Genomic DNA, 14,004 nt, shown 5'->3' with positions numbered 1-14,004 from the left:
ATCAACCTCAATACAAATTGTGTTCAGGTTTACCAGCGATCATTATTCCACCTTCAATTGCATCGAACTGAGGGGAAACAATCCACTGTTGAACTGGTGGGGAAAGCCAAGCAAGTATACGCTCAGCGATACTGCCCATTAGGCAGATGCGGTTAGCGCCTTTACGATGTAAAGCGACTAGGAACATCTCGATGTCCGCTGCCGTTTGCTGCAGCATATCGATAGCAAGGTAGTCTCCATTTTGGGCATGCTCAAAAATGGCTGGTGAAAATTGTCCGTAGTCTTTCGGAATTGCCGTTTTAGACCAAGCGACGATATTGTCTACATCATCTGAAAAGTGCTTCATGACATACTGAGATAGCTGGCAGGGCTCACCAATTCCGTCTTGAATCAGTAACACTTTCTGAATTAGGCGTAGCCCCATTACTGCGCCACCACCTTGATCTGAAATTGGGAATTCTCGTCCCCCAACCACATGCTGCTGCCCTGAATTGAGGTAGATGCCGCATGAACCTGTACCAGCAATCATGATCGCGCCATCATCACCGTTGTGAGCTCCAATACAGGCGCCGTAAGCATCGGTATTGAGTGTCATGCTCGCAAAAGGGTGTGCTTGTGACATGAAGTCTTGCCATGCCGACTTCTGTTCTGCGCCAGCTAAGACTAATCCAAGGTGCATCGCGCAGAAATCTTTATCTGATAACCCGCCTTTTTGTGCTGCTTGAATGATGGCCTCTTGAATTGAAGCCATTGCGGTATCAACACCAAGCAGAATGTTAGCGCTGCCACTCTTCGCTTCACCGATTAGCACACCATTTTCATCTCGTATTCTTGCTCGGCAAGAAGTGCCGCCACCGTCTATTCCAACATAATAAGTCGCCATAATTACAGCTCCTCTTGTGGTGTCGAGACATGCTGGTATTGAGCCATAATGGCTAGTAGGTACCAGGCTCCATGAGGAATCCATTGCTCTCCCCAACGCCAGTTTTGTAACATGTCATCTTTTTGCGCTGGTGGGTTAAAGGCGATGTCGGCTTCGTTGGCGAATCCGGCCGTAATACCATTACATACACCACCTTTAGCATTGAAGAACCCTAGCTGTGGTAGATAATCTGGGTTGTTATGTCCATGGCCATCTAGCATGCACATATCATATGGGTTTAACCCGACAATCCAGTTCAGAGAGTTTTGTGCAAATATTGCTAGCTGTTGCTTGAGTGCGTTATCTGATATTACCGTTTGTGCCATGTATGCCATGCTTGCTAATGATGCAATGCGAGCATTTTCACCCTGCCACCAGTAGCCACTTTCGTTGTTGTGAGCGATAAAGAAAGCATCTTGCTTGGGCCCGTCAACTGGCTTGATGTACTGGCGAGGGTAGCCAAATGGGTTAGTGACTTTTTGAGAAATGGTCAGTTCAAACTGGCAGGCTGACTCAATGGCGCGTTGTGTCTGCGCTGATAGTTCACTGTCGGTTTCAATGTTTAAGTACTGAATGAGTGCGATAACAGGAAGGCCAGCTTCAGCTGCATGGTAGTACGGTCGGCTACCATCACTGGTGGCCGACCAGAATCCTTCAAATTGCTCGTCCGACTGTTGGCGCGATATTAGTCGTATAGCCCACTCTCTAGATTCAGCTAAATATTTTTGATGTGAGGTGCTACGGTACAGTTCTACCGCTGCCAATAATGCGCAATATTCATCAATGATATTTTCTTGATTATCATTGAGGTAATGTGTGTTGTACTCCTTTAAGTGCCAGTAACCCAGTTCGGCCGCAGAGAGATATTCCAGCTGAGTAAAATCGCCATGAACATCTAATCGTGCAGCAGAGGCTAGGGCTGCAATTGATACGCCGCCACCTTGTCGAAAACCAGCCTGAAAATCATCAGACTTATGGCCATCTTGGGTAGCGTAGGCACAGATCTCCCGTTGCTTTATGTCTTTGCTCCATTTGTCAAAGACTGTCATGTAGAAAAAACCCTCAGAATTTTGCATCCGCACTAAGAAGTCAGCACCAAACAAAGCCTCTTCCTTAAGGCGGGTGCGAGAAAACGGTGCAAAATCTGAGTGGTTTTGTAAAAGCTCTAATCCCGCAAGCATGTTCCACACCACCATTGGTGTTTGCTGAGGGTTAAGAAAATTAGAATAAGAGAGGTGACTGAGGTACTTGCTCACGTCACCAGAAGCATCGTACCAGCCGCCACGCACATCGGCAGTGGTATTTGTGCCTAGCAGCGGTACTTGCTTATCTTGTTGGTCAAAAATCCCGCCACAACGTTGGGACTTAAAGTAATGTAAAACATCTGAGAAAGTGTTGTGCATCAATAGCCCGTTGCTGATTTCAAAGACTTCAGAACGAATGTTATCGAAGCGAATATAGTATTGCCCGGGTTGGTGGAACGTTGAAAAGTCGGCGGTATAGAAGTTTCCTTGGTGCCACTCGGCCACAGTGCCATGCTTCTCGACATCGATATTAGAAACCGTTTGATGGCTATTAGCACATACCAGCAAAGCGCTGTAAGACGAAAGACGAGGCTTTTTCGTCATGATAATCGCTTGTTTGGGGCCTTGGGTTTCATAACCTATGTGGTTAGTGAGTAGCAGCATCAACGTTCTCCGGGAATCTATTATTATTTTTGTTTTGGAGCCAGGTTCGCTGGCTCCAGTTTTTGTGACTTTAAGTTTGGTATTGCTTAGTTTTCGTATAAATAACAACGCACAAAGTGGTTGTCAGATAGCTGAGTAACCCCAGGTAAACGCTCACGACATTTATCTGTTGCATGCGTACATCGGCCGGCAAATGGGCAGCCTACTGATTCAGGTGTCCACAACGGAATCTCACCTTTATTACCTTTTAGCTTTTCATGAATAGACTTACTTGGATCAGGCACAGCAGAGACAAGAAGTTGGGTATAAGGATGCTGAGGATCGTGGATGATCTCTTCAGTGTCCCCCCATTCGACCATGTGGCCGACGTACATGACGGCAAGATCTTCTGCGATATAACGAGCGGTTGCGATGTCGTGTGTGATGTAAAGTAACGACATTTGCTTCTCAAACTTCATCTCTTCCATCAAGTTGAGTACGCCAGCACGAATCGATACATCTAGCATCGAGGTTGGTTCGTCAGCCAGTACGACCTCTGCTCCCACAGCGATGTTACGCGCTAAATTGACACGTTGACGCTGGCCACCTGATAGTTGGTGAGGGAACTTTGCAGCAGTCTCTTTTGGTGGGATTAGGCCGACTTGTTCAAGAAGGTCATATACGCGTTCTTCTAGCTCTTTTTTGTTGCCAGGAGACACCTTCTTATGGATAAGAAGTGGTCTCGCAATATGGTGGAAGATATTGTGCGTTGGGTTGAGTGAACCAAACGGGTCTTGCCATACCATTTGCACGCCTTCACGGTAGTGCATTAGGTCTTTTTTAGCCGTGATATCTTGGATATCACGTCCTTTGTACTCAATGACGCCATCTGTTGGGGCGTACATCTTTGCAATCATTTTTGCAGTGGTGGATTTACCAGAACCAGATTCACCCACTACAGACAGGCCACGGCCTTTGTACATTTTGAACGACACGTCGTTGATTGCACGCATCTTACTTTGTTTAATTGAGTTACTGTTTAGAGGAAAGTCTTTTACGACATTTTTCCCTTCGATAAGTAACTCGCCATACTGTTTGCTCATAATTGTCTCCAGAAACTATTGCTTCGTTATCTTTCTTATTGCTGTTTACACTTTTGCTTGAGCAATTGGCTCACCGTAAAGGTGGCAGTTGGATAAACGGTTTGGCTCGATTTGACGCAGGCTAGTTGGTACTTTGGTACAGGCTTCATGTACTCGGTCACAACGCGCTTGGAAGCGACAGCCTTGCGGGATTTCAAGTAAGTTCAGTGGATTACCTGGAATACCAGTTAGCTTAGTTTTCGGGCCGGTTAGTGGAGGGAAAGAGCTACCCAACCCTTTGGTGTAAGGGTGGTATGGGCTTTGTAGAATCTCTTTCGATGGAGCGACTTCAATTAACTCACCTGAGTACATAATGCCGATTCGGTCTGAGAACTCGACCATCAACGATAAATCGTGAGTGATGAATAAGATCGAGAAGCCAAACTCTTCTTTTAGCGCATAAATTTTTTGTAGAATTTCACGCTGTACGACTACATCTAGTGCCGTAGTTGGCTCATCCATAATGATCATTTTCGGGTTTAGAGCCAATGCAATTGCGATCACTAGGCGCTGACGCATACCACCAGAGAACTGGTGTGGGTAGTCATTCAAGCGGCTTGGGTGAATATCAACAATTTCTAACAAGCCTTCAGCGCGACGTTTAGCTTGTTCACGCGTCATACTGGTGTGGCGCATAATTACGTCACAAAATTGCTCTTCCATTGTCAGTACTGGGTTCAGAGCGTTCATCGCACTCTGGAATACCATCGACATTTCGCTCCAGCGAAACGCTTGCATGCGTTCATCGCTGTATTTAAGGATATCTTCACCATTGAAGATAACCTCACCACCGGTAATAAACGCAGGCGGCTTATGTAGACGCATTAGTGAGAATGCGACAGTGGATTTACCACAACCTGACTCACCAGCAAGGCCAAAAACTTCACCTGGCGCTAGATCGAAACTCACGTTGTTACATGCGCGGACATCGCCCGCGTCTGTAATGTAGTCAACACATAGGTTGCGGATAGAAATTAGTGGTTCAGTCATGGTTATTTATCTCCGCTCCAAAGTGCATTTTGAGGTGCTAGTTCTGGTTCACGCTCAGCTTTGTCTTGTGATGCTAGCTTTTTCCAACGCTTCATACCTTTGTGAGAACGAAGCTGCGGGTTAGCGATTTCATCGACCGCAAAGTTAAGTAGTGCAAGACCTGTCACGAGAATAGTTAGGGCTAGACAAGGAGCCAGTAATTCCCACCAAGCGCCAATAAGCATTGATGATGAGGTTTGTACGTTGTACAGCATGATGCCCCAGCTAATAGTGTTCGGATTACCTAGGCCAAGGAATGACAAAGTTGCTTCCATCATGATTGCGTACATTACCGAGCCGATGAAACTTGCGCCCACAATAGAAATCAGGTTTGGCAAAATCTCTACGAAAATGATACGGAATGAAGATTCACCAAGCACTTCAGCTGCTTTAACAAACTCTTTTTCACGTAGAGCTAAGGTTTGCGAACGAACTACACGTGCGCCCCAAGCCCAGGACATAAAGCCTATGACCAAGGTTATAGTGAGTGGCCCTGCCTCACCGATAAATGCCGCTACGACGAATAGGAGAGGGTACTGCGGAATAACCAGCATGATGTTCATGGCTGCGGTCAACACATCATCGACTCGGCCACCAAAGTACCCCGCAGAAACACCGATTACTGTTGCTAGGAAACATACCGTGATACCCGCACCAAAGCCTACGGCTAATGAAACGCGTGCTCCGTAAGCTACCTGTGACCATACATCGCGACCCATACGAGTTGTACCCAATACGTGATCTTGTTTCTTAGACATGATCAAAGTACGACGGTCCGTTGCCAAGTTTTCAGCGATGAACCCATTTGGGTTGTCCTTAGCAGCCTTAGTTACGAAGGCTGGATATTCATGCGGGTTGCCCGTACGTTTGTCTGGAGCGTGTTTAGTAATCAGTGGAGCAGCCAGTGCTATAAAGATGAATACCGATAAGATGACAACGCCCGTTAGTGCCATTGGGTTACGCCAAATTAGTTTAAGAAAATCTTTCATGATTATTTACCTCCCTTACGTAGGCGAGGGTCTAGAACAACATAAAGCATGTCGGCAACTAGGTTAAAGAACAGCATGAATAGCGTCATGATTAGTAGTTGACCTTGAAGTACTTGGTAGTCACGAGCGTTTATCGCGTTGAATAGAACACTGCCTAAACCAGGGTAGTTAAAGATGATTTCGATAATCAGCTGACCACCAATAGCCATACCTAGTGACATAGAAAGAGCGGTAACACTTGGTAGTAGAGCATTACGTGCTGCGTAGTTGAAGACAACTCGGTTTTCGCTTAGGCCTTTGCCTTTCGCCATAGTGATGTAATCTTCAGCGAGTAAGTTGATCATGTTGTTACGCATGTTCACCAAAAAGCCACCGACTTGAACAATCGATGCACAGATTAAAGGTAGAATTGCGTGGTAAGCGACGTCTTTGATGAACTCCCAACTTGTCCAATCTGGAGTAGTACCTGCCGTATATGCATAACCCGTTGGGAACCATTTCAGCCCAATGGCAAAGGTAAATAGCGCGATCATAGCGATTACTACTTGAGGAACCGCTTGGAGAATAAGCATGCCTGGCGTTACAAAGGCATCGTATTGACTGCCACGTTTCCAAGCAGCAAAAATGCCTAATATTGAGCCAAGAGAGAAAGAAAGAATTACTGCTGTACCCGCTAAAAATAGCGACCAACCAAACGCACTACCAAGTAGCTCGTTTACAGTCAGTGGATAAAACTTGATTGAAATACCAAGTTCCCAACTCAGAATACTTTTCATGTATGTTAAGTATTGAACCCAAATAGGGCCATCAACGAAACCAAGTAGTTGTTTCATTGCTTCAATACGTTCTGGAGTTACCTGAGTAGTCGCGTTTGCGAACATCATGGTAACTGGATCCCCGGGCATTGCGCGCGGAATAATAAAGTTAAGCGTTGCAGCAACTAAAAGCGCAACCAAATAAAATGACAAACGTCTTAAAAAATAACCCATAACTCACACCTTACTCACCCAGATTTTTCCCTGTTTCTGGTTTCAGGTCGCCCCTAGCGAAAATTTAGAGCGAAAAATCCCCTGACGACGAGCGCCACATAACGAATATCAGCAGGGGATTTTAATTGCGGCATACGGAATGTATGCCGCGAGGAATGAACTTCTACTTACTTAACTGGTTTTAGGTCCAGTACGTGTAGTAGACGCTCAGGGATACCAGCCCAGATGTTTGGACGGCCCTTAGGATTTTCTTCGTTCCACCAACCAGTGAATCGTGTTGTATTGTATTGGTACATGTAAGCACCAGACATTACAGGGATTGTTACTTGGTCAGCTGCGATGATTTTCTGAATACCGTGAGCGATAGCTAGCTGTTCGTTCTTGTCAGCTGTTTTGTAGAAGCTGTCTAGAAGGTTGTCTAGTTTCTCGTTCTTGTAGAAGTGCATCGCGAAGCGAGGCATACCTTCACCACCTTGTAGTGAAGAGTTGTATGCACTGTTCCAGTATAGGTGTGGATCAGCACCGTGGAAGTAGTTAGTGTATGCAACGTCGTAAGTACCTTTCAGCATTGCTTCGTTGTATACAGCGAAGTCTGGAGTTGCCGCTTTCGCTTTGATACCTACTTCAGTTAGCTGTTCTACTGCTAGCTGTACAGTGTTGTTGAAGTCAGTCCAACCGTTTGGAGATTGAATTGATAGCTCAAACGTTTTACCTGATGGAGTGTCAACAAAGCCATCGCCATTTACGTCTTTGAAGCCTGCTTTAGCTAGTAGAGCTTTAGCGCCTTCAGCGTTGTAAGTGTTGAAACCTTTGTATTCGTTGTGAGTTTTCTCATCAGACCAAGCTTCGAATGCGTAGCCAAGACCAGATGCGAAATCATTCACAGTACCACCACCGTAGAACGCAATATCGATGATAGTTTGACGGTCAAGTGCCATTGAGAACGCACGACGGAAGTCTACGTTAGTTAGCGCTTCGTTTTTAGCAGAATCTGGGTTCTTGAAGTTTACTACGAATGCTTGAGTACCTGCTGGTGGGTACCAGTAGTGGTGCTTAGGACTTGCTGCTGCGTAAGTACGATCGATATCTGGTACGAAAGAAGAAGTCCAGTCTAGTTCAGAGTTTACAATCTTACCCAGTAGTTGGTCGTTGTTAGCAATCTGAGGAACACGTAGACAGTCTACGTCTAGGTTTGCTGCATCCCAGTAGTTAGGGTTTTCACACTGGATGTAAAGCTGAGGAGTGAACGTGTCAATCTCTGTGAAAGGACCAGTACCTACAGGGTTTTCGTTAGTAAAGGTTGTTGGATCTTTTACGTCTTTCCATACGTGCTCAGCTACGATTGGAACTAGAGAGATTTCGTATGGTACGTTTGAGTTTGCTTCAGTTAGACGGAAACGAACTTGGTAATCGTTTAGCTTCTCAACGCTAGTGACCCACTTGTTGATACCGCGTTGATCAAGTTCTGGCTTGTCTTTTAGAAGGTTGTATGAATATACAACGTCGTCAGCAGTGAAGCTTTCGCCATCAGACCACTTAACGCCTTTACGAATGTCAAAAGTAACACTCATTAGGTCGTCAGACATACGGAAGTCTTCTGCAAGACGCATCACTGGAGTGTTACCGTGCATCTCGTTAAATACTACTAGCGGCTCATAGATGAAGTCTGTAGTAGTACGTAGGTTAGTTGCTAGGTACGGGTTAAAGTTGCGTACCATTGTAGGGTAAAAATCCGGTACGATTGTTAGTTCACTACGTGCTGCGGCTGGCGCTGAAACACTTGTTGCTGCAGCTGCAATTACCGCTGCTGCTAGTGCTGTCTTTTTAATATTGGCAAGCATAGCTGTTCCTTACTATTTGCTTTCATTTCACTAATGGATATGAATGTCATCAATTGATTAACACTCTCCCAAGGCCTACCTCTTTTCACAAAATCAATCGGAGGAATTGAGCTGCTAGAGTGGCCTGTAGGCCTTCGGCATGAGTAAGAAAACACCTAATCCGCCAATTAAGCAATTTCAATTCCCGTTAAAAACGTTAAAAACACTTAGCGCGTCGTCATAAACGTTAAAAAATGGCTTAATGAGTGCTTTGAGCTCAAAATTACGTTAACGATCTAGCTCTCATTTTAAAAGCTTTCTGCCTTTGTTTGTAAGTGGTTGCTAACTACTTGTCCTTTTATTTACCTTGTGTTTTATGTTTTCTTTTACTTAATGAGATCGCGCTCACTTGTACGTTGTGACGTTAATTTAAAGGTGGAAATTATATCTGCCGTATTGTTGTGATTCGGTTCGCAATATGAGCCTAATAGTAGTTTTTGGATAGCTATATTATCCAAATAAATCGAATTCTGCTGAATTACAGCGAGTGTTGGAGGCCTAATTAGAGGGTTAATTTACGGCGTAAAACAACGCTATTAGACAGCAATTGGAGTCAATAAGGTGATGCTTTGATGAGTACGTAGCAGCAAGTGTATTGAGTGATTTACATACAAAAAAGAGAAGCTAAGCGATAGGCACTTAATTGGGGGCCTTAGAGCATGTTGGCCTCAAAACACAAAAAAGCCAGCATAGAGCTGGCTTTTAGAGAGTGAATCTTGGCGAGTTATCTAGGTAGTTAGTAGGTGTTGTAGTTTGTCCCTTAAAGCGATGATGTGAGAGCGTTCAGGGCTCTGTTCTTGGCAGTGCTCTAGGATGTACTCGAGTGAGCTCAAAACGGTTCGCCAGCGCGGAGTTTTCGGCAGTGTTTCAATACGTAGGTACTTATCCAGTGTACGAGTTTGGAGCGTACTTCTATCTAAGTAAACGCGCCACAATCCACTTTGTTCGGCGAAGTTAAATTTGCTCTGACCGGTGGTTCTCTCCCAGTATGAAATCGCACTTGTCATGGCATCGACTAGTACTTCTCGCATGATGTCTTGCTTAGATTTATTCTCGTCGGTAGCTTTATCTGCAATACGAGTGAATTCGCCACCAAGCTCTTTTAGCTGCTGCAGTTTCCCTTTATCTCCTTCAAATGCGTAGCTAGAGAGCGCTTCAATCGCGGTTTCTAGATTATTAATGCGTGCCGCATTAACGCTCCCACCAACGTTGAAGATATACATAGCTTTCAGTCCTGAAGCTTCTGGCAGCTTTAGAATATCGGTCGAGATATGTTGGCGAATGTCTTCTACATAGATATCGATATCACCACAGTAATGCTCTTGTTCGACGGTAAGGTATTTGGGTGCAATAAGCTCTTCTGCACTTGAGCGCTTAAGCTGTTCATGGCTACGTTTAAACAGCTTAGAGGCTGCATCATTAGCAAACTTAACCTTATGGTCGTCTCGAACACAGATAATGGCCTCAGGTGCTGATTCTAGTTGTTCCAGCAGCCTTCCCTGTGTCTCGAGTAAGCTTGCTTCGACCATGGCTCGATGTTTTAGCTCCAACTGTAGTTGGTCGTTTTCGATACGCCTTTGCTCGGCTTTACTTGCTGTTAAGTGCGCGACGATTCGAGCCGCAAGTTCATGCTTGTTAAATGGTTTAGATAAATAGTCATTGGCTCCGGCATCAAAACCTCGAATCCGGTCATCAGTTTGATTTAGCGCTGTTAGCATGATGATCGGCAGACTTGCATGATCATACTGTTCGCGCAGTTTCTCACATACGCTATAACCGCTCATGCCAGGCATCATAATATCTAACAGCAGCAGTTCTGGTTTTTCTTTCTCGACCAACTCAAGCGCTTCGTAACCGTCTTTTGCTGTCCTGACGCGGTAGCCTTCTAAACGTAAGAAGCTATCGAGTACCCTTAAGTTAACTGGCTCGTCGTCTGCGACAAGCAGTAATGGGCCTTGTGGGTTTTCAGGGAGCGAACCTTGGCTAGGTAGTTCTATTTCAGATGAATCTGGCGCTTGGAAGTGTGAAGGTTCATGTAGGCTAGCCTCATTAACTTCCGCTTCGGAAGCCAGAGGCAAGGTGAAGCTGAAGGTCGTACCAACCATCGGCTGGCTGCTGACATAGAGTGAACCTTGCATAAGTTCAATCAGCTGGCGACTGATAGATAAACCGAGTCCAGCACCTTGGCGATATCGACTTGAGTCGCTTCCCGCTTGAATGAGTGGTTCGAAAATGTGTTCTAGTTGGTCGGCTGGGATGCCTTGTCCGGTATCAACCACTTGTACACGTAGTTTTTCATCGACGATAGTGGTGGAGATAACAATCTTACCTTCAGAAGTGTACTTAATCGCATTGCCGATGAGGTTATAAAGCACCTGTTCCAAACGTTGAGGGTCTGCTGAAACCCAAATACTTTCGTCTGGAACTTGGTTAATGATTCTGATTGGTTTGTTGCCCAACAGGTGATTTGACAGTTCTAGTACTAATCGAGTAGCAGTAGAAACATCAACTGCACTGGTTTGAATGTCTAAGCTGCCATAGCGCATTTTGTGGTAATCGAGTAGGTCATCAACCAGTGTTGCTAGGCGTTGGCCGCTACTAATAATGATATCTAGTTGGTATTTATGATCGGAAGTGATTGGTCCGTTAGCACCTGAAACCAGAGCCTCTGCGATACCAACCATGCCATGTAATGGCGTTCTTAGCTCGTGAGATGTTGTGGCTAGGAATTCATCTTTTAGTTTATTGGCAAGTTGCAACTCATCATTTTGCTTCTGGATGAGATGGATATTACTTTCAAGCTCCTCATTCTGCGATTTAATGAGCTGCATTTTTTCGCGAATCGAGCGCTGCATTCTTTCGAAGCTCACCGCTAGGCGGCCTATCTCATCTTTTCGCTCTGTATTGATGACGTTTTCATCGAGGTCACCTGCCGATACTTTCTCCGCTGCCCAAGTTAATTTGAGTAGAGGGGAGGTAATGAAATTCGAGAGATAGTGTGAAGCGATTACTACTAAGATAATAGCCGCGAGCATTGCTATCACGAACAGTTTCTCTAAGCTGTGCACGCGTGCAAAAGCTTCACTTTCGGGCACTTCTACTACTATTGCCCAATTCACTCCTTTGAGAGAGATTGGGCTATAAGCCGCGATGGTTTTTTCACCGAGCGTATTGGTGTAAGTACCTACCGACGAGAGTCCTTGCAGAGCTAAATCGATAACTTCAGTACTTTTATCGATATCTTCTTGTTTAAAGGCCATCGAACGTGTGATGTGATCTTTACCAACTAGCAGTGTTCTCATGCCTGATTTAGCGTTGGTATCGGCTATTAGTTTAGTAATGCCATTGTTAGGTAAACGGAAAAGAGCGTAACTGTGTAGGTAGCCTTGTTGAATAATAGGTGCGCCTAGCCATGCGACCTGCTTACCATTTGATTCTGAAAAGTCGGAGATAATGACAGGAGTAAATTCTTCATTAGTCCGGCGCTTCTCCGTGACCAGTTGTTTGAGCTGCTGAAAGGTTTTGCCTAGGTTCTCGTCTTTGTATTTACCCGAAACGAGGTTGGTACCGTAGTAATCGTGTTTGTAGATGGAGTAGGTGACGTTACCCGTGATGTCGACCAATAAGATATCGTCAAAATCGGAACGTTTAAGTAACTCTAAATAGGCCCAGTGGTAACGCTTGTGCAATAGACGGTAACGTTCACTGCCCGTGTACACTTTAGATTGCGGCAAAATTGACGTTTTAATCTGGTCGCCTGATCCAAGAATGTAGCGCTGTTGCGCGTTGGAACGAGCCTGTTCGATGTCTAAACCTAAATTTTGGAACGCGTTGACTAAGCCATAAAATCGGCCACCACTCGCATACGCCAGCTCCGAGCGAACAAAGCCCATCACTTCAGACTCTTTGGAGTATAAGTAATCGATGACCTGTTGCTGCTTGGTATCCCTTACAGATATCAGGTGAGAAGTACTCTGTTCCTGCAAATCTTTACTGTGAGAGTTTAGGAAAAACAGTGCGACGATCGTGAGAGGGGTGATGCTCAATGCAAGAAACGCCAACATGAGAGTATTTTGTAGGCGTTTAAATCTTTGTTTACGATAAAACTTGAACATAATAGAACGTTACTTTCCATCAAACGTTTTTGCCGGAAGAGCGGCGCAAAACAACGTTAATAAACTAAAAGGTCTTCAACCTTACGAAATTAACGAGTTTTTTTACTTTGACAAGTAAGTCCTAAGGAATTCGTGGGCGTAGGCGCAATTTTATTAAATTGCGCCTAATTTGTTGCCGATATAATCACCGTTTAGGCTTTGCTAGCGTGGTATATAGCGAATTTATTGGTCTTATTTAGCGTCTCACAATTATGAAATGCTTGCTCGATGATTGGTGGGTATTTTAGAAAACTATTTGCGACGATATACATGTTCCCTTTTGCTTTCAGTTTTGACGGAGCATGTGCCAGTAGCGTTTCCGTTGCGCTGTAGCTAGTATCTAACCCTGCGTGAAACGGTGGATTACTAATGATAAATTGGTAGTCTTCGCTTGTATCTGAATAGACATCACTAGCGAAGACTCGGCCAGTCAAACCATTGGCGGCTAAAGTTGCTTGGCTTGAAGCTACCGCAAGTGCACTGATATCACACATTTCCAACTCGATGTCGGCATTGGTTGACGCCATTACTGCGCCTAATACTCCCGCGCCACAGCCAAAATCCAATACCTTTCCGGTTAGCGTGGGAAGCGTATCTAGTAGTAGCTTACTGCCTATGTCAAATTCACCGTGGCTAAATACGCCTGGTAAACTTTTTATGGTTAATGGGACGTCGTTGTAGCTAACTTGATATGTTTTGAACCAATCTTGAATGTTGAAAGGTTCGACAGTTTGAGAGACTTGCCCCCAGTAGAAGGAGCAACGTCTCGCTGAATCATACTTGTTAATAGGTCCGTATGGCATGAACATTTTTTCAATGCTTTTTACACCAGAGCGGTTTTCACCTACGACAACAATTTCAGTATCAGTGCCTAATTTAGCCAGCAACATAGCTAGTAAATACTGAGCTTCCGCTTTAGCTTTCGGCCAGTAGAGTAAAATCATGTCGGCGTTAGTGTCTTGATCAAACTCCGCACCAAAGTAACAGTTCACCGCTGAATTCTTGTTAAGTTGGCGGTAATACCCATAGTTTGTGGTGTATACCGTGACCGATTCACAAGACTTTGCCAGCTCGACTGGGAATAAATCTTCAGCTTCTCCTGCTACTAATACGTGCTTTCCAGCGAAGTAAGCAAGTTGGCGTTCAGCAATTTGACTCGGTGCGATATAAGCAGACATTAGATACTCGATATTAGAGATGAAAAAAGAGGGCGGATTTTCTCATAATCTGCC

Annotated in this window: 9 protein-coding genes; all 9 read right to left on the bottom strand. The window is 44.9% G+C overall.

Annotation, left to right across the window (positions count from 1 at the left end):
• Positions 1–7: 7 nt before the first annotated feature.
• A complete protein-coding gene (locus tag J4N42_RS11735; protein ID WP_252028167.1) occupies positions 8–883 on the bottom strand; it encodes a glucosamine kinase nucleotide-binding domain-containing protein in 876 nt (291 codons plus the stop codon).
• 2 nt (positions 884–885) lie between these two features.
• Positions 886–2,610 (bottom strand): glycoside hydrolase family 9 protein, encoded by a 1,725-nt coding sequence (locus tag J4N42_RS11730; RefSeq protein ID WP_252028165.1) that lies wholly within the window; start codon positions 2,608–2,610, stop codon positions 886–888.
• A gap of 86 nt (positions 2,611–2,696) precedes the next feature.
• A complete protein-coding gene (locus tag J4N42_RS11725) occupies positions 2,697–3,692 on the bottom strand; it encodes an ABC transporter ATP-binding protein (protein ID WP_252028164.1) in 996 nt (331 codons plus the stop codon).
• A gap of 45 nt (positions 3,693–3,737) precedes the next feature.
• The gene (locus tag J4N42_RS11720; RefSeq protein ID WP_252028162.1) at positions 3,738–4,721 is read right to left on the bottom strand and encodes an ABC transporter ATP-binding protein; all 984 of its coding nucleotides are present in this window, start codon (positions 4,719–4,721) and stop codon (positions 3,738–3,740) included.
• Positions 4,722–4,723: 2 nt separating this feature from the next.
• Positions 4,724–5,749, bottom strand: coding sequence for an ABC transporter permease (locus J4N42_RS11715; protein ID WP_252028160.1), 1,026 nt, complete (start codon positions 5,747–5,749; stop codon positions 4,724–4,726).
• A 2-nt stretch (positions 5,750–5,751) separates the two neighbouring features.
• Positions 5,752–6,738 carry an ABC transporter permease gene (locus J4N42_RS11710; protein WP_252028159.1) on the bottom strand — a complete coding sequence of 329 codons (987 nt, stop codon included), beginning with the start codon at positions 6,736–6,738 and terminating at the stop codon, positions 5,752–5,754.
• A gap of 167 nt (positions 6,739–6,905) precedes the next feature.
• The gene (locus tag J4N42_RS11705) at positions 6,906–8,579 is read right to left on the bottom strand and encodes an ABC transporter substrate-binding protein (RefSeq protein ID WP_252028157.1); all 1,674 of its coding nucleotides are present in this window, start codon (positions 8,577–8,579) and stop codon (positions 6,906–6,908) included.
• A gap of 767 nt (positions 8,580–9,346) precedes the next feature.
• Entirely contained in the window at positions 9,347–12,733 is a 3,387-nt protein-coding gene (locus J4N42_RS11700; RefSeq protein ID WP_252028155.1) for a response regulator, read from the bottom strand.
• Positions 12,734–12,924: 191 nt separating this feature from the next.
• Positions 12,925–13,950 (bottom strand): 16S rRNA (guanine(1207)-N(2))-methyltransferase RsmC, encoded by a 1,026-nt coding sequence (gene rsmC / locus J4N42_RS11695; RefSeq protein WP_252028153.1) that lies wholly within the window; start codon positions 13,948–13,950, stop codon positions 12,925–12,927.
• Positions 13,951–14,004 lie beyond the last annotated feature (54 nt).

Origin of the sequence: Vibrio sp. SCSIO 43135 (genome assembly GCF_023716665.1) — a bacterium.
Lineage (GTDB): Bacteria > Pseudomonadota > Gammaproteobacteria > Enterobacterales > Vibrionaceae > Vibrio > Vibrio paucivorans.
Note: the sequence above shows the minus strand (reverse complement) of the source record. Positions and strands in the feature narration are given on the sequence as shown.